The organism is Sellimonas caecigallum (genome assembly GCF_019754295.1).
Taxonomy (GTDB): domain Bacteria; phylum Bacillota; class Clostridia; order Lachnospirales; family Lachnospiraceae; genus Sellimonas; species Sellimonas caecigallum.
Window position 1 is genome coordinate 17503 of record NZ_VIRV01000011.1, and the last position, 24651, is coordinate 42153.

Sequence of the window (24651 nt, forward strand, 5' to 3'; positions counted from 1 at the left end):
TCCTCCTTTAGCCGACAAACTTTTCTCCATTGATATAAACGTCTTTTTTCTGTGCCACACTCTCGATATTCTCCAGCGGGTTCTCTCTCAGACAAAGAAAATCTGCACGCTTTCCTGTCTCCAAAGATCCATATTCATCTGCTATCCCAAGAAGATCTGCACTTCCCTCCGTGGCTGCTTTGAGCGCCTGCTGCGGCGTCAATCCCGCTTTTGTCATAAGTACCATCTCATACGGTGCCTTGTCATATGGATCATATGGGCACCCTGCATCTGTCCCAAATGCGATTTTGACCCCTTTATCCGCACACTTTTTCAGCATATCCCGGTGCATCTGAAGGACTTCTTTGCTTTTTGCATGGTCCGGATTGTCCGGATCCTGCTTCAATCCTTCATTTACTGCGTAATATGGGGCACACAGAGTCGGTACAAGATAAGTCCCTTTTTCAATCATCATATCCATAATGTCTTCTGTCATATAGACTCCATGTTCTATAGAATCTACTCCTGCTTCCACACAATTGCGGATCGCAGTATTTCCGTGCGTGTGTACTGCCACTTTTCTTCCCCAGGCATGGGCGGTCTCGACTCCCACACGGATTTCTTCTTTTGTCAGTTCACAAGGGCCTGGTTCTGGTCCTGGAGAATTGACCCCTCCGGAAACCATCAGTTTTACGATATCGGCACCTTCTTTGATCACTCTTCTCACATTTTTTCGAACTTCATCTGCCCCGTCGCACTCATAACTTAAGTTGTATCCATGTCCTCCTGTGGCACAAATTGCATGGCCGCACGCGATAATCTTTGGTCCCGGTATTTCGCCTTTATCGATACTGTCTCTTATTCCCAGTGTATATCCCCGAAAAGCTCCAAGATCCCTGCACGCCACAATCCCTGCCCTTAACAGATCAACTGCGTTTCGGACACCGTTGCAGACATGGTAAGCGGTACTTCTTCCTGGGCAAAATGCATCTTCCATCTCCTCACAGAACAAATGCATATGTGCATCGATAAATCCAGGAACTACATAGACATCCCCCAGCTCCACATATACCGCATCTTTGTCTTTTTCGGCCTCATTTTCCGGTTTTACCCAAAGAATGTGCCCTTTTTCTGTCATCATGACAAAGTTTTCTATGATCGGCATCTCTTTATTTCCTGTAAAAATCCATTTTCCTTTGTAGGCTTTTTTCCCCATCACGCTTCCTGCCTCCTCTCTTCCATCCCAAGGTTCAGCTCATCTGTCCCCGGGAGAACAAATTTTCCATCTTTTATAATTTTGATCGTTTCCCCTTCTTTTCCATAACCATAAAGTTCTTCTATTTCATCATAAGGAAGGGTAATATCGATATGTTTCTGCACATATTTTTTGTCATCGGAATCTTCGTTTCTTGTTTTCTCATTTGTACGGGCTGTGATTTCCTTTCCATCCAAAAGATTATAAACCGCTTCTTCTTCTCCCCCTCTGTAACAAGGATCTCCGATCGCAAGATGCGGTCCCATTTTTTCGTAAATCAAAATGGGCATTTTGTCTTCGAGATGGTATTTTTTGCAGATACGAAAAGCTCTAGTGTTCGTTCCTATGGCAAATTCGCCGGCCGGAAGGGTCTCATAAGGGGACAGCAGCTCTTCCCTGATCAGCTCCTTCGTCTCCTGCCCTTCAGCTTCACTTGAATAATCGGCGATCTGTCCGTCTTCAAACCAAAGTTTCAAATTGTGGTATTTCCTGTTCTGGAGATAAATATCCGGTATATGCAGCACCCCTGTCGTTCCCTTTAACTGAGGTGTGGTAAAGACTTCCCCATAAGGAATATTGAGATCTCCTCCACAATTCATAAAATTGGTTTCTCTTTGCGGATCCCTGATCGGCTGCATCTGTACATTTAATGATGTCTGATTCGGCTTCTTTCCGATAATCCGGACAGATTTACAACGATCCAGTGCGTCAATCAAAATCTGCTGTATTTTTTCAAATTTTTCAGATTCTTCCAGGTTCATCTCAAAGACTTCGTCAAAAATCTCATGGAAATTGTCGCCGATCTGAAGCGATGGAAATGCTACTTTGCTAAAGGAAATTGTCGCCGGCTGAACATACGAATCTTCTACCAGCCTTCTGCCTCTTTCCAACATTTTCCGTTCTTTACTTTGTGTCTCTGTATCCGGTTTTCCAAACTGGCCGATACCGATCATTCCACAAACATCCAAAGCTTCTTCTTTATACTTTAAAAATGCTCTGTCATATAATTGGCTGATCATTTCCTCTGAAATTTCATCCAAATAAAGTTGTTCTTTCTTTGGCCTCTCTGGCAGCATCGGATCGATCACGACTGGTTTCAGCCCGTTTTTTAAAAGACAGTCTGCCACACAGGCAGCAAGAGCTTCTTGCCCCACCTGATAGAATAGCCGAACTCGCTTTCTTCCTTTTCGCTCTCTGTTCTGACTGATAAAGCCGTGCAGGAACGCTTCCACGATATGCTCTGCCATCTTACAGATTTTCTCTTTAGGATACAGGAAATAAAAAGCTGCTGTTTCCTTTTCCTCTTCAGAGATCGTCCGACCGTATTCCTCCATCCAGGACAAATCGCTGCCATTTGCTTTTCTCAGAATCGATAAGTATCGATTTTCTTCTGTCTGTACAGATTCTTTAATCTCGTTCTCTATGTACTGCCCGATGTTTTTCATATTCGTCTTCTTCCTTCTCCGCTTGTTCATGCTTTTTCATCAAGCCGGCAAATTTTTTGCTGTGTGCGTATATACAGGTAATAATGCAGGAACCAACCCATCCTGCCGGAACCGCAAGCCACACGCCCATATATCCCATCACACCTTTCAGTAAATATGCTGCCGGCAGCCGTGCGATCCAATACCCGGCAAGTGAACTTGCCATTGGCAAAACGGTATTTCCTGTTCCCCGTATGTAACCGTTAAGAATGACAAAATAGCTTGCCAGAAAATATGCGACGCTTAATGTTCGAATATAGTCATATGTCATATCAATGATTACCAGGTCGTCTGTAAAAATCCGTATAATTGACTTTCCTGCTATCCACAAAATTATCAACAAACCCGCGCTAAAACAGTACGCCCAGAACAAACAAAGGTTTTTTCCTTTTTTCGTTCTTTTCAGTTTTTTTGCCCCAAGATTCTGACTTGTAAAAATGCAAAGTGCCTGTCCCATTCCGGTAATCGGTATATTCGCAAAGGAATCGATCCTGGATCCGATCGTATATGCAGTCATTGCATTTACACCAAGGGAATTCACTGCTGCCTGGAGGAAGATCATTCCGATACTGATGGCTCCCTGCTCGATGGAATATGGTATCCCACATTTCAATCCTGCCACAAGCGTCCCCCAGTCAAAATCCTGATGAAACGGATGATATTTCAGCATTCCTTTTTTCTTGTTGATATAAATCAGACATAAAATAAAGGAAAGTGTCTGTGCGATCACAGTGGCAATCCCTGCTCCGGCTACCCCCATGTGCCAGCCTGCCACAAATACCAAATCCAGCACAACATTGACTATGGATGTAATGATAAGGAGAATCAAAGGTACTTTCGAATTTCCCGTACTTCTTATCATTCCGCTCAGTGTACTGTATCCTGCCACCCCGATCAATCCGATAAAATAAATCTGAAGATACTGTACTGCCTGCGACAGAATCTCATCCGGAGTGCCAATCAGCCGAAGTACACTTTCGGAAATGACAACGCCAATGACTGTCAATACCAAAGACAACGCCAAAACAGAAGTCAAAAGTGTATCCAGGGTTCTTTTTGCCAGGCGCATATTTTGTTGACCGATTCTCATGGAGATAAGGATTTCTGCCCCGGCTCCCAGCCCCATCAATATAGCGATCATCAAAAACTGGATCGAATTGCTTGCCCCGATAGCTGCCAGCCCGTCTTTTCCAACAACCTGTCCCACAATTACGCCATCCACAAAGGAATAGCACTGCTGCAGGATATTTCCAACGGAAAGGGGAAGCATAAAACGAAACAATCTGCTTTTTACATCTCCTTCCACAAGATTCGTCATATTATCTTCCCCTTTCTTTTACATAAATTACCGATATTCTATTCGTACATCACTACATTCTTTAAATCATACTCTGCCCCAAATGGCCAGATATTCAATCCATCCACTTTTTCGGAAACAACATAATTGTTTTCTACAAAGTTCTGCGGAATATAGACATACTGTTCAAGGACATATTTTTCTACTTGCTTTAATGTCTCAATTCTTTCGTCTCCGATCTGAGTCAATGATTTTTCCCACAGTTTGTTAAATTCCGGATCATCCATCTTTCCTTCATCATAAATGAAACTCAAAAATTCACTTGCATCCGGATAACTTGCCGTATTTGCACCACCGATCACACAGTGGAAGGTACCTTCTGTCAGCATCGGAATCAACATCTTTGTCTGCATCGGAGTAACGGTAAGTTCCAGTCCCAGATTGTCTTTCCACATAGCCTGTACTGCCTGAGCCTGAAGTTTGCTTCCTTCGCTGTCCACACAAAGAATTTCAAGGAAGTCTTCCATCTCTTGTTTTGTTTTTCCGATTTCTTTTAGTCCTTCATCAAGTAACTCTTTCGCACGTTTGATTGCATCTGGATCTGTAGCCGCATCTTTTACAAGATCACCTTGCTGTTCACGGAAATCGCCATTCTCCGTCCCTCTGATACCGTACGGAATCATACCGTATGCTGCGAGCTCTTCATTTTTGACAACATTCGCTGCATATGCTTTTCTGTCAAAGGCAATGGAAAGTGCCTCACGGATCTTGATATTGTTTAAGAATTCTACTCTCGGGTTAAATTCGATAAAGCTTACACTTAATCTTCCTTCCTGACGAAGTTCCGGAGAATTTTCGTACTGCGCAAGAAGTTCTGTTCCGATTCTCTGGATGTCCAGATCACCTGCTTCGTACATTCCCTGGATGGCATTTTTATCTGATGTAAGAGAAATCTGCACTTCTTCAAGCGTGACATTCTCGGCATCCCAATAATTTTCATTCTTTTTTAATGTAATAGAATTGTCATGTACCCATTCAGACACAACAAACGGTCCAGAGAACACCATATTTTCCGGTTCCGCTCCGTACAGATCCTGATATTTTTCGCCTGCTTCCTGCTGGATTGGAGCCCACCCCGGAGTTTTCAGACAGTCAATAAAGAAATCTACCGGTTTTTCCAGATTAAATTCTACCGTATATTCATCAAGCGCTTTTACACCTAACTCCTCAACCCCCATTTCTCCTTCAATGATCTTCTGGGCATTTTTCAGATAAAAGTAGTCATTTGCTTTTGGGGATGCAAAATTTGGATCGACTACCCTTTGGAAGCTGTAGACAACATCATTTGCTGTAATCGGAGTACCGTCAGACCATTTTGCATCTTTTCGCATGTTTACCGTATATACAGTTGCATCGTCATTCACTTTGTAGTCTGTTGCAAGACCAGGTTCCCAGTCTTTTCCATCTTCTCCCGCAATACGGAACAACGGTTCTGTAACTGCATAACTGATATTGTATGCATTGTCATCCTGAATCTGATAAGGATCCAGAATAGTTGGTTCTTCGCCCAATGTCATACGGAAGACTTGCTCTTCTGCTTTTGTTTTCTTGCCTGAGCTTCCGTCATTGCTCTTTTCTCCGCCTCCGCACGCTGTCATAGTAAACATCATTACTCCCGCCAATGCTATACACAACGCCCGTTTTACACTGTTTCTTTTCATAGTTTTCCTCCTTTATTTATTAAAATAAGTGACACGCCACTTTATGGCCTTGACCGATATCCTTCATCTCCGGAGCTTTCTCACGGCAAATATCTTTTGCGTACGCACAACGCGTACAGAATTTGCAGCCTTTCGGAGCATGAATAGGACTTGGAAGTTCCCCTTTCAATTCAATCTGATGCCTCGTTTTCTCAACTTTAGGGTTTGGAACAGGGATTGCCGAAAACAGCGCTTTTGTATAAGGATGTTTCGGATTCTTATACAGTTCTGTATTGGAAGCGTATTCCACCACTGTACCAAGGTACATAACCGCCACATAATCGGAAATGTATCTTACCATAGACAAATCATGGGCAATAAAAATGTAGGAAAGATCAAGTGTTTTCTGAAGCTTTACCAACAGGTTCATTACCTGAGCCTGGATTGATACATCCAGTGCACTGATCGGCTCATCACAGATAATAACCTCCGGCTCCATGCTTAAAGCCCTTGCGATCCCGATTCTCTGTCTTTGCCCGCCTGAAAATTCGTGCGGGAAACGATTTGCATGTTCCTCATTGAGACCTACCATATTTAGGAGTTCGATGACTTTTTTCTTTCTCTCTTCTTTGGAGTACAGTCTGCGCATATCCCATCCTTCCGCGATAATATCACTTACCGTCATACGTGGATTCAAGCATGCATATGGATCCTGAAAAATCATCTGAACTTTTTTGGCCAGCTCTCTTCTTGTCTTCTTTGTGCTTTTTCCGCTGATATCCTTTCCATTTAAGAAAATTTTTCCGTCTGTCGGATCATAAATCCGAATGATTGTTCTCCCCAAAGTGCTCTTCCCGCAGCCGGACTCTCCTACTAAACCAAGTGACTCTCCTCTATTTAAGGAAATAGAAATTCCGTCTACTGCCTTTAAAGTATGCCCGCCTTTGACTTTGAAATATTTTTTTAAATTTTCTGTCCGTAAGATTTCCTCTTTCTCCATCATCTCACCTCCTGCCCGGTTATCGGATTCACTGTTGCCTGCATCTGCTTTGCTCGTTCATCATACAGCCAGCACCATACTTTATGTTCGTTGCCTTCCACCCCGAATCCCGGTGCATCATAGCATCGACATACTTTCATAGCATACGGGCATCTTGCCGCAAACGCACATCCTTTCGGAGGATTCAGAAGATCCGGCGGTGTTCCAAGAATCGGTTTGAGTGGCTCTTTGTTACTAATATCTTCAGGCGGAATCGATTGCATAATACCCCATGTATACGGATGAGATGCATATTCGAAAATGTCTTCTGCTTCCCCGTACTCTACCACCTTGCCGGCATACATAACTGCAATCTTATCTGCAATGTTGGAGACGACTCCAAGGTCATGTGTGATCATGACGATTGCTGTATCATACTGTTTTTGAATCTTTTTGATCAAATTGAGAATCTGTGCCTGTGTAGTTACATCCAGCGCCGTTGTCGGCTCGTCGGCAATCAGAAGCTTTGGATTTACAGCCATAGCAAGCGCAATCATAGCACGCTGTCTCATTCCTCCTGAAAATTCATGTGGAAACTGGCGGTACCGCTCTTCGGGACTTGGAATCCCTGCCATCTCCAATGCTTCGATGGCAATTTTCTTTGCCTCGTCTTTGGATGTTACTCCGCTTTTTAATATTCCTTCCTCAATCTGTTTTCCAACAGTCATAGTCGGATTCAAACTGGTCATCGGATCCTGAAAAATCATCCGAATTTCCCTCGCACGGATTTTTTGCATTTCTTTTTCTGTCAGTTCAACGATATTTTTCCCGTCAAACAGAATTTCTCCATGCTTCACTTTCCCTGAAGGCTCTTCCGGATTGAGACGTACGATTGATTTTGCCGTCACGGATTTTCCACAGCCAGATTCTCCTACAATTCCCAGTGTCTCTCCTTTTTCCAGTTGGAAGCTGACTCCTCGTACCGCCTGCACTTCGCCTGCATAAGTCTGAAATGAGAAGGCAAGATTTTTTACTGTTAATAATGGTTTTTCACTGCTCATGAATCATTCCTCCTACTGTCTCATTCTTGGGTCCAAAGCATCACGAAGTCCATCTCCCAAAAGGTTAAAGCACAACATTGTGATACAGATTAAAAGTGCCGGAAACAGCAGCTGGTACGGATAACTCAGCAGTTTATTTGCCCCGTCGGATGCAAGCACACCCCAGCTGGCTGTTGGGAGCGGAAGACCAAGTCCGATATAACTCAGGAAGGACTCCGCAAAAATAGCTGACGGAATAGCAAACGCCATATTTGTGATAATTGGACTTAAGGCATTCGGGAACAGGTGTTTCAGTATGATCCATATACTGCCCGCTCCCATGGTTCGGCTTGCCATTACAAACTCCATCTCCTTGATCTGGAAAACCTGACCTCGGAAAAGTCGGGCCATTCCGATCCACCCGGTTGCAGCGATTGCGATGATGACTGGTCCGACACCCGGTTTTAAAATCAAAATCAAAAGGATGACCCACAGCATCTGAGGGATCGATGCAATTAACTCACAGAAACGCATCATAATATTGTCTGCCAATCCTCCAAAGTATCCTGCAATTCCTCCATATAGAATTCCAATTGTTCCATTCAGAATAGATACTACAAGTGCAATGAAAAGACTAACTCTTGCCCCTTCCCAGCACCTCACAAAAATGTCTCGGCCCAAATCATCTGTTCCAAACAGGTGGGCGCTTGAAGGTGCCTGATTTACCGCCATCAAGTCTGTCTGATCATATGTATATCGGCTGATCAGTGGCACTACAATCGCCAAAACCGCGATAAGAATCAGGATAATCGACGAAATCATAGCAATTTTGTTTGCTTTAAATCGTCTCCACGCATCACTCCAGTAAGTAACGGACGGTCTTGTAATCTTATCCGCATCTTCATACGCCTGCTCATCTTTTTCAAAAAACTCTAAAGGAAGAGTCCGGATATCGTCTGATGTTTGTTTGATCTCTTCTGTCATAACTGTCCTCCTAACCTGCGATTCTTATTCTCGGGTCAACTACTCCGTAAAGAATATCAACTACGAAATACATGATCGCTGAGATAAATGAGAAGATAACTGTCAGTCCCATGATCATCGTATAGTCACTGCTCTGAATCGCACTGATCATCGCCTGTCCGATCCCCGGGATATTAAATATCTTTTCCACTACAAAGTTCCCAGTAAGCACTCCCGCACACATTGGTCCGAATGAAGTAACGAGCGGCAACAATGAATTTCTAAGCATATGTCTCTTTACAATCTCTGTTTTCGTTAAACCTTTACTTTTTGCGGTGTATGTGTAGTCCTGCTTCATGACGTCAAGCATGCTAGTTCTAAGCATTCGTGCGTAGAAAGCAATATTCGTAAATGCCGCTGTCATCATCGGAAGTACGACATACGACACACCCTTCCACCCCTGGATGGGGAAGAGTTTCAAATCTACACCGAAAATCTTCTGTATTAAAGATCCAAACACGAAACTTGGTATCGACACTCCCAGGATCGCCAGGATAATCACAAGGTAATCTACTTTTCCTTTGTTGTTCAAAGCAGCAATACATCCCAGAACCAGACCAATGATCGATCCGATAATCACGCCTCCGAATCCGACAAGCGCTGATGGAGGCATTCCGGTTGTTACCTTCCCAACCACTGTCTGACCTTTGTATTTCATCGAGGAGCCAAAATCGCCGTGAAGAAGATTTTTCATATAAATGGTGTACTGTTCAAACAATGGCTTGTCTAACCCATACTTTTCTTCCAGATTTTCACGGACTATTTCAGGTGTGTCTCTTGGCAATGCAAATGGATCTCCTGGTATCAAATGCATCAGAAAAAAGGTTACTGTTGCAATCAAAAACAAGGTTATTAGCATTGATCCAAATCTTTTTAGCACGTACTTTCCCATACCACGCTCTCCTTTGTTTAAATTTTTGACGACATCTTACAGACAAGCGCAATACATCTTTTGTTGAATTTGTATATTTTTTTGCCCTTGTTGTTTTCGTCATTGTTATTTGTCACCATTTTAGCTCACTAAAATGTATGTGTCAATATTTTTTTCTCATAATTATAATTTTTTATTACGTTGACTTTTGTTTATATTTATGATATGTTTTTTTCATAACAATCATATAGGAGGTGACATACTTCTATGTCAAAACCAAAGGACTACAAACCACTTGCCAAATTCTTATCTGTTTTTCTCGGAAGCAATTGTGAGATTTTGCTATGTGATACAGAAAAATTCCTGCATATCGAAAACCCACTTGAAAATTCTTACCACATCGGCGATTCCCTGGACGATCTTCATCAAAAATTCCTCAACGATCCAAACTGTAATTCCCTTCCTTATACGATGAATTATCGAACAATTACTTCTTCCGGCGAAAAACTGCGTTCCGCTACGTTTTTTATCCGCGATCAGGAAACATTGACCGGCTTTCTTACTATCAACTGGAAAATGACAGAATTTCTTCAGGTCCGTGATATTCTGGACAATATTATTAACGGAACAATTCCTAAAAATACCTCTCCTGCTTCCGAAACATCCCAGCAGCCTGCAGAATATTATGAAACACTTAGTGTATCTGTCTCTGAATTGATCAGCTCTGTAATGAGCGAAGCCCGCGTTCGGTTCCAGACAACTCCCGACCGGTTTACCGCCGAAGAAAAGCTGAGTATTGTGAGAGAAATGGACAAACGGGGTGTATTTCTTGTCAAAGGCTCTGTGTCAGAAGTGGCTAAAGAAATCAAAAGTTCCGAAGCAACCATCTATCGCTATTTACATCAAATCAATAACAAATAGGAGGGAACACAAATGAATGTTATAACTATAGAGCATGCTGAAAATGCTTTAGTTTCGGCCGGATATGCTGTAAAAGGAATGAAACAGATTAACGAAGGTTCGAACCATTATGTATTCATTGTCACGTTGGACGATGGCTCCAAATGTATCTGCAAATTTGCCAAAGTGCGTGAAACGGAAAAAAATATTGGTTCCGCCAACTGCGATACCCTCTTTGGCGGCCGCCTTTCCCTTGAAAGAGAAGCTTATCTTTTCTCCATGATCCGGGAAAAGACAGGTGTTCCGACTCCGAAAGTGTTCGGTATACATAAATCCGCCTACGGAACTTTTATTGTCCTGGAATTTATGAGCGGAATCTCCCACAAAACATATATGGAAAACAGCGGCTATTCTAAAAAGGCCTTCTTAGACAGTATGACTTATCTGGGAGAAGACTTTGCAAAAGTACAGCGTGTTACCTTCCCTTCTTTTGGAAATATCATGGAACATTCTGTCATTGAGCCAGATGGACTTAAAAATTTCAGTGACCGTTTTCGACAGGTAATCCAGATGAGAATAGACCGCTGTGTTCAGAAACACGTGTTCACAGAGGAAGAACTGGAGAAAGTTACAAAATTCTTCGACCGCAAGCTCGAGCAGCTTCGCCCACAGTTTCAGGACACCGTCTCCCCACCTGTGCTGAACTTTACAGATATGCATGCAGAAAATTTCTATGTAGATGAGACTGGAAGACCGTCTGGATATTTTGACCTGGAATCTGCCCAGGCTGCCCCTGCTGCCCTGGAATTTTACGGTTTTCGTTTCTTTTTATTCAATTTTTATGACATGAATTGTTTCCATGAAGCGGAGGGGGCATTTTTCCGTGGATATCGCGATGCCGGAGGACTTTATGAGCCAAAGACACCGGAAGACAACATGGCGATTGATTTTCTTGCTGGATGCCGTCTCCTTGAATTAGCTCAGTCCTACTGGGGATATGTGGACGGAATCCGGGATACATGGGGAGAAGATATGAAACAGCTTCTGTTCCGATATATGGAAACCGGAAAGATTGACTATATGGCCGTCGGCGATGTCTGGCGTCAAAGAGACCAGCAGCCGGTAACTCCGCTTACAGATTAACAAATAAGATCGAGGTGTATAGATTTGAACATCATGTATGAAAAAAGAAGAAAAGATGTACTTGATTGGAGAAATTGTTATATTGCGATGTTTCATTCCGGCAAAGCTCCTGTACGGTCTGCAGATGAGAGGTACCCTTTCAGTGTAAACCGGAATTTCTATTATTTGACAGGACTGGATCTGGAAGACTGCATTCTCATGATCATCCGGGATATGAACGGCGGCTGCCGCTGTGAGCTGTTTGCAGATCAGACAGATGACGTTGCCGCAAAATGGAACGGCGGCACTCTGGATCGCTCACAGATTGCTTCCATCAGCGGTATCAGCTCCATTTTCCCTATGAAAGACTGGGCGCCGCGTTTCCACCGCTATATAAACAATATCCCTTCCAACTATTCCACCAATGTAGGACTGGATCTTCAAAAATTTTGCATAGATGATCACAGTACCGACACCTCCCGGATTGCAGCATATATACGGGAACAGTATCCTCATCTTTCTGTCATAAATGTTTTCCCTGCATTGGCAAAAAGCCGGATGATAAAATCTGACAAGGAACTGGAATTTATGAAGTCCGCCCAGATTTCGGTACGAAAAGCAATCGAGGAGCTTCTCGCCTATGCGCGGCCTGGCATGAACGAATGTGAGCTGGAGGGCATGTTTTCCTTTGCTCTTGCAAAACAAAAGGTACGAGAAACTGCATTCCCGACTATCGTGGCGGGGGGAAAACGAGGAACGATCCTTCATTATCAGGAAAACTGCCAGCCTGTGTACGACGGGGAACTTGTCCTTATTGATCTGGGAAGTACTTGCTGCCACTACTGCTCTGATATATCCCGCACTTTCCCGATCAATGGGATCTTTACCTCACGGCAAAGAGAACTGTATGAAATTGTTCTTCAGGCACAAAAACTCGTAATCCAAAGTGCTGCCCCTGGAAAAACACTGAAAGAATTAGACGACATCGTCGTTCAGTTTTATGAAAAGGCTCTGCCAGAAGCTGGGCTTTTGCATGACGGCAAGACAGTACGCGACTATTATTACCACGGAGTTAGTCACCCTCTTGGTCTGGATACGCATGATATCTGTCTTCCGGAATACGAGACACTTTGCGAAGGGATGGTTATCACAGTGGAGCCGGGGCTGTATGTGGAGGAAGAAGGCATCGGTATCCGCATTGAAGATGACTTACTGATCACAGCGCAAGGAGCCGTGAATCTTTCTGAACATATTTTGAAAACGCCGGATGAAATTGAAGCCTTTATGAAGAGCCGCAAATAGTCCAACACCCCGGTTGGAAAATCAGTAATGCAGAACACTGATCTCAACCGGGGTGTTTTCTGTTCTTTCTCATCCCATTCTCTTTTATCGCAGTTTCGGGAGTCCTCCCCCGGTCACTTCTCGGAAATCCCATACGTCTTCACTCCATCCAAGTGTTTCCGTATAAAAATATTTCTTGGCAGTCTCTTCTTCCGACACCGAAAAAACTCTGTCTGCATTTCCTCCATGGAGATTGCTTGTACTGTCTGAGCTGTCCAGCTCGTATACACTGCTTGTAATCCCAAGTACATCCCAGCCCGAAATCCGGTTGGCGTTGACTCCCATACTTAGACTCACAGAGCTTTCGATACTCACGTTTCCATTTGACGGACCGCCGATGATTCCTCCATTTCCAGTCGGTTCCGGAGCGGTAATGTTGATTTTCGTCAGACATCTCCGTATGATCCCGCCTCCCTGCCATCCGGTAATTCCTCCAATTCTTGTACCCATCTGATGACGTATAGTCCCCTCGATGACACCGGTTACCATACTATCTTCCAGTATCCTTCCATCAAACTGCCCTGCAATACCACCTATCGTATTGTTAGACCGGATGGAAATATCTTCCACTGACACCCGCCTTATCTCGCCATCCGCAATTACCCCTGCAAGCCCTCCAACCTGATTGGTATCATTCGCGATCGTAACTTCTTTTATTTTTATGTCTTCTACCGTCGAATCTCTGATGTCATTTGACAATGCGCCTTGCTGAGTGTTTTTCGTAAGATGCGATCCTTGAACTGTAAGGTTTGAAACCTTGGCTCCCTCCATTTTTTCAAACAGCACTGCATCTAATCCTGATATTGTATGTCCGTTTCCATCAAGCTTTCCGGAAAATGTTCCTCTTACTGCAAATTCTGCGTAAGAAGATGTCCGAAAGTCAAGATCCGTCTCCAGAACATACTGCTTTTTCAGGGACTGGGCAGAAGCTCCGATGTCGAGAAATTCCTCCGGCGTTGTTATTCTTTTCACGCCAACTGTCACGCTTATATCTCCGTATTCATAGTATCCTTCCGTCTTTGTTTTTATAAGCGGGAGAGAGAGATCAACATTCACAGCTTTGATGTTTCCTACTGTTGCCTTCTTCGCTTTTACCGCAAGGATCGCCTGAGCATCGCCCTCATAGGAAGACGCGGAAATGATCAAATCCTTTACCTTGGCATACTGCATATCGCCGAACAGCGGATATTTCATGCCGGTCATCTGGTATCCGTTTCCATCCAATATCCCGATGAATCTTCCGGAAATATAGCTTCCGCCAGATGCAGAAATGCCGCTGAAGTCAATGTCTTGTTCCAGGCTGTAGTACCCGTAAGGATTCTTGGAAACCTGGTGCACGAACTCTTCGGCGGATGTAATCGGTATGACAGTCGGACTTTTATAAATGCCTCCGTCACTGAAATCCCCGGTCACTCTCTTGACCATCCCGTAAATCATTCGTTTTGTCTCCATGCTGCGGTTCGTATTTCCATTTGCAGCATCTGCTTTAAATGCTTCCTTAAACTGTTCGATAACCCTTTCTTTGTCAAAATATGGGATCTGATGCAGCTTTTCCTCCACTTCCTGATAGCGGTCCAATTTGTACTTTTTCCATGTGATATCCGGATTGCCTGTGATCTTGCGCAGCGCTTCCAGATCGTTATCGCTGAGCGCGGACATGTATACCTTATATCCTTTTTCGTATCCTGCAAGCCCAAGCATCTCCTGACCTAGTCTTTTGAAAGAATGGGTGTCTGGAGAACCGTTGTCATTGTGAGACTGATACCAGTTCATTGTATAAAAAGACTCAAATCCATAACTTCCCTCCGTTGCAGTCGATATTTTCTCTGGATAGGAAGCCGCATTCCGAATAGAAATCTTATGATCCCACAGTGCTTCCATGCTGTCCAGATTCATTGCATGGACTTCACCTGCCGTAAGCTTTCTATAAGTAGTGCTCATGGATGAGTTTCCTCCCGCAGTGTGCTCTGCCTGAACAGCCACTGCCGCCTGCTGCTCGGGCGTCAGTTCAAAAAATGCCTGTGCCGCCAGATAATCGAGCACATATCCCGTATCAAACATTTCCCGGTAGTAACTGTGGATTTTCTCAGCTGTATCAATCCTCTCATAACTGAAATTGTTCGTCATTTCGGTACCGATATCGTTGTTCTTCGAGATATTAAATACCATGGCGCCATCCCTCATCTCCTGAGCAATGTTTCCGTCTGCATGTGCCTCTGCTCCAGTTCCATTTCTTCTTCCTTCCCCTCCATAAAAATATCTTCCATCCTGATTGTGAGCCGTTTCGTGGCTAAATGTAAAGAAAATGTAGTCACTTGTTCCAAGAGCCGGCGTATGCATCCATATGACGATGCTTCCATTGGCCACTGCCGCACTTCCATTCAGCGCATTCAGCATATTGTTTGCCTCATAGACCCATTTCATGATCGGATCTCTCGTCTTGCCTTTTTCCTGTATTCCAGCTGCCGCAGCAGGACTCTCAGGAAAACCGAGTCTCGTATCATACTGTATATTTACAAAACTGTTAAGCCGATGTGCGGAATTGTTCATCCACCGGGAAGAGACTCCGTAGAATATGCCCATTTTTTCTGCATAAATCTCTGCAGTATGGCGGATACGTTCTCTCTCCTGTCCATCCTTATTCAGATACTCCTGGTATCGGTTCATACTTCCGATCAGGATCTGGGATGGCACAGAAATCAGATACATATCTTTCTGAGGAGCCGTAAGGATTTGAAGCACAATACTCTTTTCTGAGTCCTTCAGCCCGCTTAAGTTATCCCAGATGCGGTAACGGATCTTTCCTTCCCCATAGCCGCTGGCCTCTTCTTCGACCAGCACCCCGCCAAAGCTTTGCCTGAACCATTCGTTTGGGTCTTCGTATCCTGCAAGGCTTTCAGACAGATCTCCAAGAAAACCGGTCAAATCCTGTCCCGTATAGTTCTTCAGCACATTGTTATAGAAAGTGACCGTCTGATCTGTATTCCTCTGTCCGGATGCTGCGGACAGAAGCTGCTCTGTGAGCGCGTCATACGTCATGCCATCTGCCATCAGCTCTCCGCTGAAAAACATAAGATCGCTCAGAGTCACTCCTTTATAGCCAATCCGGTACCATTTGTCGTAGTAATTGTACGCATACAGTATCCGTTTCAATTCCTTATCATCCCGCATTCTCTCTTCTGCAAGCGTCTGAACGGCCGGATGACTGCTGTACGTCGGATATCTTTCTCCTGCTGAAAAAAGTTTCTGCAGTATAGTTTCCATATTTCCTTTTACATTTTCATTGTAATAGTCAGCGTATAGTCTGCTTTCTTCCTCCGGCGTAAGTACAGCGATGTCTCCCACATAATCATACGTTTTTACCATGTTAACCGTGTCACTTAAAACAGTTCCATCGATATCCGATATATAATTTCCAAATTCGTATTTTAAATCTGTTCCTTCCACATCGTACAATGCCGCCAGTTCTCCTGTCAGCTTCCGATAAGCGACATGATGCTCTTCCATTTTCCCAGTCTCATATACGATACGGATTTTTTCGATATCATCAGGTTCACTTTTTCGGAGTCCCGAAATAAGAGAACCATTTTCATGAATCGGCAAGATAAAGCGGATCCGTTCCGATCCCAGCTTCGATCCTTCTGGAATCCGGTTGCCATATGCCACCCACAACCGTGAATCAGAAAAAGGCATCATTTTGGCCATATTTGCATAGGCTGTCTCCTTCTCCGGTAGATAATCTTTATGCTTTGTGACAATACTATAATTTGGAATTCCCAAGTTATTTTCCATTACAGGCGCTTTTTTAAGCGACGGGGTCTTCCCGAAGGAAAGCCACCTAAACTCCCAGACTCTGTCGTCATATCCCAACGTATTTTTATAAAAGCTCTTGTCGTATACGGCATCTGTCTCTTTTACATTTCCCGCATTGTCCTCCGTAATATTCGTTGTACTCCCGGATCCGAAATGCTCGTACACTTCTTTCGCATTTCCCAGCACGTCAAATCCGGCGATCCGATATCCGTCCCCGTTACTCATACTTAGACTGTACTCTATCGACGGAGTCCCCGTATTCGGTCCGCCGATGATCCCGCCGTTTCCTTTTTTCGCCGGAGCTACAATCTTAGCCTTTGTGTAGCATCTGCTTATCTTCCCTCCTCCGTGCCATCCGGCAATTCCCCCGGTTCTTGCACCCAGAGAAGGATGATCATATGTGCCCTGGATCTTCCCTGTCACATAGCAGTCCTCGATTACTGCACCTGTCTCCGTCTTTCCCACGATTCCTCCAATCGCCACAAGTCCTTTTACAGAGACATTTATGGATGCGCTCCTTCTGATCTCGGAATTTGCAAGTCTTCCTGCAAACGCCCCCATTCCATCCACTCCGTTTGAAATGGAGGAATCTACAAGAAAAACATTCTCAATTTTCGACTTGTTCTGAATGACTTCCGAAAGAATCCCTTTGCGCTGAACCGTGACTGCTGCATCCTCGATTACCAGATCATGGATATAAGCTCCACTCAAATCAGAAAAGAGAGAGGTTTTTAGGTTTCGTATCCGATATCCGTTTCCGTCCAGTTCCCCGGTAAATCTCCCCGCTATGGCTGCCTGGTCAGCAGAGATGGCAGATGCATCCAGATCTTCCGTGAGTCTAAAGTTACCTTTCGGATTTGCCTCCATTGCATCAAAAAGTTCCTCTGCACTTGCAATTACAGGATGTTCCCCTTCATCATCTTTGTATGCAATCGGAAAAGCATATCCGTTTACCCGGGATCCATCCGCCTCATACCTGACTACTTCCTCCTGATCAAGGACAGCATATACTTTTTCGGAATCTTTTTCTTTTCTGAATTCACGGATACCTGCATAAAAATCCGGCATGTTCTCCATCTCGATCATCGCAAAATAACGGTCCGTATCTTTCGGAAGCCCTTCTGTAATATCCAAAACTCGGACTTCTTCTCTGCCGTTTATACCGTGATAGTACAGTTTTTCCGCTGTGATATCTTTGAACTCCAGGGCATCTCTTGAAGCGTATACTTTTTCTGTATAAAGTATCTCGTTCTTATATTCATTGGACTGATTTTCTATGGTATTGGTATCTCTGTCGTAATCCGCTGTTACAGTGATTATGTAGCTTTCCATTGCTGTCAAGGCCGTGGATACCGTGCTCTCTGATCCAGTCACAGATTCATTCAAAAGGATTTTCCCTCCTTCCTCTTTAATCTGCACCCGTGCATCCTGAAGCGCGTGATCCGGATCCAAAAGTTCCAGCTGAACATGTAACTCATTTTCTGCCGTCTTGCTGCATACGACATTCTCTACTGCAGGAATATCTTTCAGTACCTCCACTTGTGTCTCATACTTTGCGCTGACTTCCATGCCATCTCTAAATACTACCTGCGATAGCGCAAATGCGTGTACCCCCGCCTGAAGAGGTGCGGGAACCGATACTTTCCATGTTCCATCCTGTTGCTGCTTCGGATGCACTTCCAGATTGTCGACCACAAAAGCTGTGATCCCGCTTTCTATGTTGTGTTCCACCCCATAAAAAAGTTCTGTATTTTCTCCTTTTTCGGCATAGAGCGTACTTGCCCTTCCGTCCGCAATCTGAACTCTCGGCTCTGCTTTTACCGTTTTTTCTGCCAGGATCTTTCCTTCCTCCTGTTCTGTTCCGTCTTCCGTGAGATCACAGTCTGCCGTAATCTGTACCGTATATTCCGTTGTCAGACTTCTATCCGACAGTGTGATTGCTTCTTCAAACAGCTCATTGTCCAGGTGGATCTTACGAAATTCCTGCTCTCCGACCACATCTCCCTTCACATTTTGGATCCGTACTTTGTGTCCTGAAAGGGTTCCATCTGGATCTGTCAGACGAAACGCCACCTCAAACTGGTTGTTTTCGGCATCCTCTTTCACAGAAAAATCGTAGACCTTAGGCGTCTCCTTTAGAATCATGATGTTGATCTCATTGTTGTCGCTGATACGGAAAGACTTTCCATTTTCCAGGATGATCTGCTCTACCCTTATCTGGGTATTCCCAATCTTGTCAAATCCTCCTAAAGTAACAGTGTAGCCTTGATCTTTCTGAACAACCGGGTAAACTTTCCCATTGACCACAGCGCTCTCCGGCATGAATCTGGTGGCATTACCACTTTCAAATGTCAAGGTAACCGGCTGATTCCTGCTGAATCTGTCTGTCAAAGTTCCGTCTTCCAGAGCAGCTTTCAGACTGCTGAAAGTAAAACTGTATTCCAGGTTAAGCTGTATTTCTTTTTCAGCAGTGAAGCTTCCTCTATAACTGTCTTCCGATGGCAGTTTTCCGGTCGCTCTGTCATAGTATCCTGCGATGTGTACTTTATATACTGTGTCTTCTTCTAAATCCAGCACAAACTGATGATGCCCCGCTTTCAGTTTTTTCGAAACAATCAAAGTTCCATCCAAATCTTTTATCACTTTCATCTCTGCGTGGGTTAGAGCCAAATCGGCGTCTTTCAGATCAAAAGAAATTTTCATCTGAGCTGTGTCCGTTAGTTCCTCCGCCAAAAACGCCTCTGCCGCCGGCTCTTCCTTCAGGACGTCAATCTTTTCCGTGTAATCTGTCTTTACTTTCTGTCCGCCTTCCAGCCATACTTCCGTAATATGAAATTCTTTCACACCGGAATTATCGCCTGTTTCTACATTGATGTGATATACAGCGCTTCCTTCCTCCCTTTCCGCTTCGTATTCCTCTCCATTGACCGTTACTTTTTCGATCAAAGTGCCATACGATACATCCGCCTGGAACCGAAGTTGGATCTCTTCTTTTTTCTCGTAATGAAACCGTTCCATGGCAGAGGAGAGTTTTACTTCATAGTCTACAGACTTTTCAATCTTGCGGATCAGTAAAGAAAGATCTGTAACTGTCAGCGTTCCGTCTGCATTCATATCAGCTCCTCTTCTCCCTTTATCTGGCAGCAGCTTAAGTCCGATCAAATGCTTCTCCAAAAGTTCCACATCCGTATAGTCTGTATCCCCGTCATTGTCCAAGTCTCCTTTCCCTGCAAACGCATAGATGCCTCCTGCTGATAGGAGCACTACACCAGTACAGACAATGACCCCCATCAGAATCTTTTTCTTTCCTGAAAACTTTCCCATTCTTTTTCGAAAAAGAACAACTCCTATAAGAACTGCAGAACCGAGAAATACTCCCGCTACGGGAAAAATTCCCGCCAGGCTGTCCCCTGTTTGTACACTGTCGTTTCCCTTATCCTCCAGATTTCCGTCCTCTCCCTCCGTTGACTGCCATGGCAGCTCAGAAACCGCAGACAGGGAAAAGGACACATCCGATAAATCTATGTCTTCTCTTCCCTCTGAAACAGAGAGATCTCGGACAGTGACAGATGTCTCCTTGGCCGGTATGGACTGTCTGGCCACAAGACGCACGCTAAATACCGACTCTTCGCGCATGCTTCCGCCTTTGTTGATCAGCACAAACTGTCCGTTTCTTGGATTATAAAACAGCTTCTCCCACGAATTTGCCGTCTCAAAGTTTTCTTGAGAAACTGCCTCAAAAACGTCCGTATCATACTCCAGGGCTCCCTTTAATACATTGATCCCATCTTCTATATCAGAATATCCTTTCAGAGAAAATGTGAGGTCCGTTTCCTCTCCTTTTCTGATGAATCGAGATGAGGCGGAAATCTCTATCCCAGACACATCCGCCGCATTCGATTTCGTACCTGTCAATAAAAAACTGCACAACATAACTGCAGTCAACAGTACTCTCATTGTTCTCATATCTGACTTCAATCCTTTCCTTAATATCGGTCGTTTTTTGACCCAAACCATTGTACCTGTTTTGTGCATTGGGAACAATATGAGATTACTGGAAAAAACATAGCTCCACGGACTTCCGCACACAGCCAAAAAAAGCCACACATGTCTGCATTTCCTGCAAACATATATGGCTTCTTTTGCTATCTGTCTGTCCTACTGTTTATACCAGATCATCGATTCATATGGCTTTAAGTTCCATTCCCCATTTTCCGGAGCCGAGTGGTTGTCATAGTTTCCGAGAATGCATTCGTATCCTGTCAGGTCAATATCCGTCTTCCACTGCGTCTCTTTGCCGTAAAAATTATTTACTACCAGCATATGTTCGTCTTTGTATGCTCTTTCATATGCAAAGATGGACGGATGTTCTTCTGCCAGCGGAACGATACTTCCATATGCCACAACATCCAGATCTTTTCTGATCCTGATCAATTGCTTATAATAATGGAAAATGGAATCCTCATCCTCCAGCTGCTGTGCTGCATTGATGGACACATAGTTCGGATTTACAGATATCCATGGCTCAGCTTCTGATCCACCAGCTACAAATCCCGCATGTTTTGTCTCATCCCACTGCATCGGCGTACGGCTGTTGTCTCTGGAATGGATCTGAAGGATCCGATATGCATCGGACTCGGTAAGTCCTTTCTCCTGAAGGATCCGGAAATGGTTTAAGCTTTCCACATCACGATACTGAGAAATATCCGTAAATCCCGCATTGGTCATACCGATCTCCTCTCCCTGATAAATGTACGGCGTTCCCCTCAACATGTGGATGATCGTTGCCAGCATCTTAGCAGATTCTTTCCAGTATGTGCCTTCGTTTCCGAATCTGGAGACGACTCTCGGCTGGTCGTGATTGCACCAGAAAACCGCATTCCACGCATGATGTTCCGCCATTTTCGTCTGCCATTCAAAAAGAATCCGTTTGAGTTTCTGGAAATCTGCAGGTACAAGTACCCATTTTTCATTCCCCATGAAGTCCACTTTCAGATGGTGGAAACTAAATACCATGGACAGCTCCTTCGTATCTTCTCCTGCGTACTGATAACAGTTATCAATGGATGTGCTGGACATTTCTCCAACTGTCACGATCTCTGTGTCATTTCCGAACGTCATTTCGTGAAGCTCTTTTAAATATTTATGGATATTCGGCCCGTCGGTATAAAATCTTCTTCCATCCCCTTGATGATCGTCTTCAAACCGCTCTTTGCTGATCAGGTTGACCACATCAAACCGAAAACCTTTGACTCCTTTTTCCATCCAGAATCTGACTACTTTCTGTACTTCTTTTCTCACATTTTCATTGTCCCAATTCAGATCAGGCTGAGACACATCAAAAAGATGCAGATAGTATTCATCAAATTTTTCTACATACTTCCAGGCATTTCCTCCGAATTTACTTTCCCAGTTGGTAGGTGGTTCCCCGTTTTCTTTCCCTTTCCGGAAGAAAAAGAAGTCCTTGTAATACGGATCACCCTCAAGTGCCTTCCGAAACCAGATATGATGGCTGGATACATGGTTGAAAACCATGTCAAACATAAGTCTGATTCCTCTTTTATCTGCTTCCCGGATCAGTTCTTCCACATCCTCCATCGTGCCGTAACGCGGATCTATATTATAATAATCCTCCACGTCGTATCCATTGTCATTTTGAGGGGATACGAAGAACGGCGTCATCCAGATATAATCTACGCCCAATTCTTTGATGTAATCAAGCTTCCCGATGATTCCTCTCAGATCGCCGAGTCCATCGCCGTTGCTGTCGTAAAATGATTTCGGGTAAATCTGATACACCGTACTTTTTCTGAAATCTGCAGTTTTCATCTCGTTCTTCCTTTCTTTGTTATGTCCTATTCAAATGAGATGACGGTAGTTTTCGCAGCCTCCGCCGTCATACCTGCTTTCATTTTAATATTCTTGGCACTTCCTTCCCCGGTAACAATGAGCATTGTCGTTGTCGGGTGTCCTGCTGCCCGTATCTTTTCCGGATCAAAACGGATCAGCGGAGTGCCTGCTGATACTTTATCTCCCTGGGATACGAGAAGCTCAAAACCATCTCCTCCCATATCTACGGTATCAATGCCGACATGGATCAATAGTTCCATGCCATTTCCCAGTGTCAGTCCACAGGCGTGTCCTGTATCTGCCATGACGATAGCCACTTCTGCGTCAGATGGCGCCACTACAGTTGTGTCGGTCGGTTCGATGGCAACACCATCGCCCATGATCTTTTGTGAAAATACATTGTCATCTACTTCCTCGATCGGAATCACTTTTCCGCTTAAAATCGCTTTGACTCCCTTTTCCGTTTCAGTATTTTCTGTCTCTATCTGTTCTGTTTCAATTTTTTCTGCTTTGACTTCTGTTTTGCTTTCTGATTTCGCAGTGCCTCGCTCCTTTGCGGAAAGTTTCCTGCTTCCCACGATAAAGGTAAGTGTGAACGGCACTACAATGGCAACTGCCATCGCGATCAAAAACTGTACATAAAACTCCGGTTTGATGGAAATAATACCCGGAAGTCCCCCTACACCGATGCTGAGAGCCATAACACCGGATCCAACGGAGATCATAGCCGCGATCGCAGATCCGATCATTCCGCAGATGAGCGGAAATACATATTTCAGATTGACACCAAAAAGAGCCGGTTCTGTTACTCCAAGGTAACAAGAGATACATGCTGGTATATTGACCTGCTGTGCTCTTTCATTTTTCTTCTGAAGAATGGACATGGCAAGAACACTGGATCCCTGGGCAATGTTGGAAAGTGCGATCATCGGCCAAAGAATGGTGCCGTCGTAAGTATTTACAAGCTGCGTATCGATGGCATTTGTCATATGATGCAGACCTGTCATAACAACCGGCGCATATAAAAGTCCGAAGACTCCTGCGAACAGCCATCCAAAATCAGACATGAGTCCGCCGTAAACAACACTTGCAATGGCATCGCCGATCTTCCATCCAATCGGTCCTACTACGGTGTGTGCGATAATAACCGCCGGAACAAGGGAACAAAAAGGTACAACGATCATACTGACAACTTCAGGACAATGCTTTTTAAAGAATTTTTCCAGATAGACGAGGACGAATCCTGCCATCATAGCTGCGATGACCTGTCCCTGGTATCCGATCATATCTACCTGCGCAAAGCCAAAATCCCATACCGGAATCTCTGATGCAGGTGTATCTGCCACACTAAACCCGTTGAGGAGCTGCGGAGATACAAGAGTAAGCCCAAGAATAATTCCGAGGATCTGGGTCGTTCCCATCTTCTTTGTGATGGACCATACGATACCTACCGGCAGCAGATGAAATACCGCTTCGCCGATGAGCCACAGGAAATCATATGTCCCCTGCCAGAAAGGATACAAATCCGCAAGACTTTGTTTGCCATTGTTAAAAAAATTGATCTCTCCTATCACGTTCCTAAATCCCAGGATCAAACCTCCGCAGATCAGGGCCGGGATGAGCGGTGCGAAAATCTCGCCAAGCGCACCCATAATTTTCTGTGCAAGATTCTGATTGGTCTTTGCCGCTGCCTTTGCAGCATCTTTGCTTACTCCTTCAATACCTGCATAGGAAGTAAACTCGTTGTAAAAGACAGATACGTCATTCCCAATGATGACCTGATACTGTCCTGCCTGTGTAAATGTCCCTTTCACAGACGGGATCTCCTCGATCGCTTTCTCATCCGCTTTCTTTGGATCAACAAGTACGAAGCGCATTCTCGTCATACAGTGTGATACAGCCTGAATATTTTCTTTTCCGCCGATCAGTGTAAGAAGCTGCTTCACGTCATTTTCGTATTTCGCCATTCTTCTCTCTCCTTTACTCTTTCTTTTTCC

At 44.3% G+C, this 24651-nt stretch carries 14 protein-coding genes; 3 read left to right on the forward strand and 11 right to left on the reverse strand.

Annotation, left to right across the window (positions count from 1 at the left end; translation table 11 throughout):
• Positions 1-7: 7 nt before the first annotated feature.
• The 8 genes from FLB61_RS08475 to FLB61_RS08510 are packed head-to-tail and all read right to left on the reverse strand — an operon-like array spanning position 8 to position 9649.
• Complete coding sequence (locus FLB61_RS08475) at positions 8-1195, reverse strand: metal-dependent hydrolase family protein (protein ID WP_246599173.1); 1188 nt, start codon at positions 1193-1195, stop codon at positions 8-10.
• Positions 1195-2679: an aminopeptidase gene (locus tag FLB61_RS08480; RefSeq protein WP_221919888.1), complete on the reverse strand. Its 1485-nt coding sequence runs from the start codon at positions 2677-2679 to the stop codon at positions 1195-1197. The genes FLB61_RS08475 and FLB61_RS08480 overlap by 1 nt, the downstream gene beginning before the upstream one ends.
• Positions 2642-4036 (reverse strand): MATE family efflux transporter, encoded by a 1395-nt coding sequence (locus FLB61_RS08485; RefSeq protein ID WP_221919889.1) that lies wholly within the window; start codon positions 4034-4036, stop codon positions 2642-2644. The genes FLB61_RS08480 and FLB61_RS08485 overlap by 38 nt, the downstream gene beginning before the upstream one ends.
• Before the next feature lie 38 nt (positions 4037-4074).
• A complete protein-coding gene (locus tag FLB61_RS08490; RefSeq protein ID WP_221919890.1) occupies positions 4075-5736 on the reverse strand; it encodes a peptide ABC transporter substrate-binding protein in 1662 nt (553 codons plus the stop codon).
• Positions 5737-5755: 19 nt separating this feature from the next.
• Complete coding sequence (locus FLB61_RS08495; RefSeq protein WP_330625548.1) at positions 5756-6718, reverse strand: ABC transporter ATP-binding protein; 963 nt, start codon at positions 6716-6718, stop codon at positions 5756-5758.
• Positions 6715-7755: an ABC transporter ATP-binding protein gene (locus FLB61_RS08500; protein ID WP_221919891.1), complete on the reverse strand. Its 1041-nt coding sequence runs from the start codon at positions 7753-7755 to the stop codon at positions 6715-6717. The genes FLB61_RS08495 and FLB61_RS08500 overlap by 4 nt, the downstream gene beginning before the upstream one ends.
• A gap of 12 nt (positions 7756-7767) precedes the next feature.
• The gene (locus tag FLB61_RS08505) at positions 7768-8718 is read right to left on the reverse strand and encodes an ABC transporter permease (RefSeq protein ID WP_221919892.1); all 951 of its coding nucleotides are present in this window, start codon (positions 8716-8718) and stop codon (positions 7768-7770) included.
• Positions 8719-8728: 10 nt separating this feature from the next.
• Positions 8729-9649, reverse strand: a complete 921-nt coding sequence (locus FLB61_RS08510) for an ABC transporter permease (protein ID WP_221919893.1) — start codon at positions 9647-9649, stop codon at positions 8729-8731.
• Between the two features lie 246 nt (positions 9650-9895).
• Here FLB61_RS08510 and FLB61_RS08515 point away from each other — a divergent pair, with 246 nt between their 5' ends.
• From FLB61_RS08515 to FLB61_RS08525, 3 genes are read left to right on the forward strand one after another with little or no spacing between them, the layout of a single operon-like run.
• On the forward strand, positions 9896-10549 hold the full coding sequence (locus FLB61_RS08515; RefSeq protein WP_221919894.1) for a helix-turn-helix transcriptional regulator: 654 nt from the start codon (positions 9896-9898) through the stop codon (positions 10547-10549).
• Positions 10550-10561: 12 nt separating this feature from the next.
• Positions 10562-11671 carry a phosphotransferase family protein gene (locus FLB61_RS08520; protein ID WP_221919895.1) on the forward strand — a complete coding sequence of 370 codons (1110 nt, stop codon included), beginning with the start codon at positions 10562-10564 and terminating at the stop codon, positions 11669-11671.
• A 33-nt stretch (positions 11672-11704) separates the two neighbouring features.
• Positions 11705-12952, forward strand: coding sequence for a M24 family metallopeptidase (locus tag FLB61_RS08525; protein ID WP_221919914.1), 1248 nt, complete (start codon positions 11705-11707; stop codon positions 12950-12952).
• Positions 12953-13036: 84 nt separating this feature from the next.
• Here the strand turns inward: FLB61_RS08525 and FLB61_RS08530 are convergent, their stop codons facing one another.
• The 3 genes from FLB61_RS08530 to treP all read right to left on the reverse strand — a co-directional run bounded on the left by FLB61_RS08530 (position 13037) and on the right by treP (position 24621).
• Positions 13037-20770 carry a ZmpA/ZmpB/ZmpC family metallo-endopeptidase-related protein gene (locus FLB61_RS08530; protein ID WP_221919896.1) on the reverse strand — a complete coding sequence of 2578 codons (7734 nt, stop codon included), beginning with the start codon at positions 20768-20770 and terminating at the stop codon, positions 13037-13039.
• A 192-nt stretch (positions 20771-20962) separates the two neighbouring features.
• Positions 20963-22633, reverse strand: coding sequence for an alpha,alpha-phosphotrehalase (gene treC, locus FLB61_RS08535; protein ID WP_221919897.1), 1671 nt, complete (start codon positions 22631-22633; stop codon positions 20963-20965).
• Between the two features lie 26 nt (positions 22634-22659).
• On the reverse strand, positions 22660-24621 hold the full coding sequence (gene treP, locus FLB61_RS08540; RefSeq protein WP_087201963.1) for a PTS system trehalose-specific EIIBC component: 1962 nt from the start codon (positions 24619-24621) through the stop codon (positions 22660-22662).
• Positions 24622-24651: the final 30 nt, after the last annotated feature.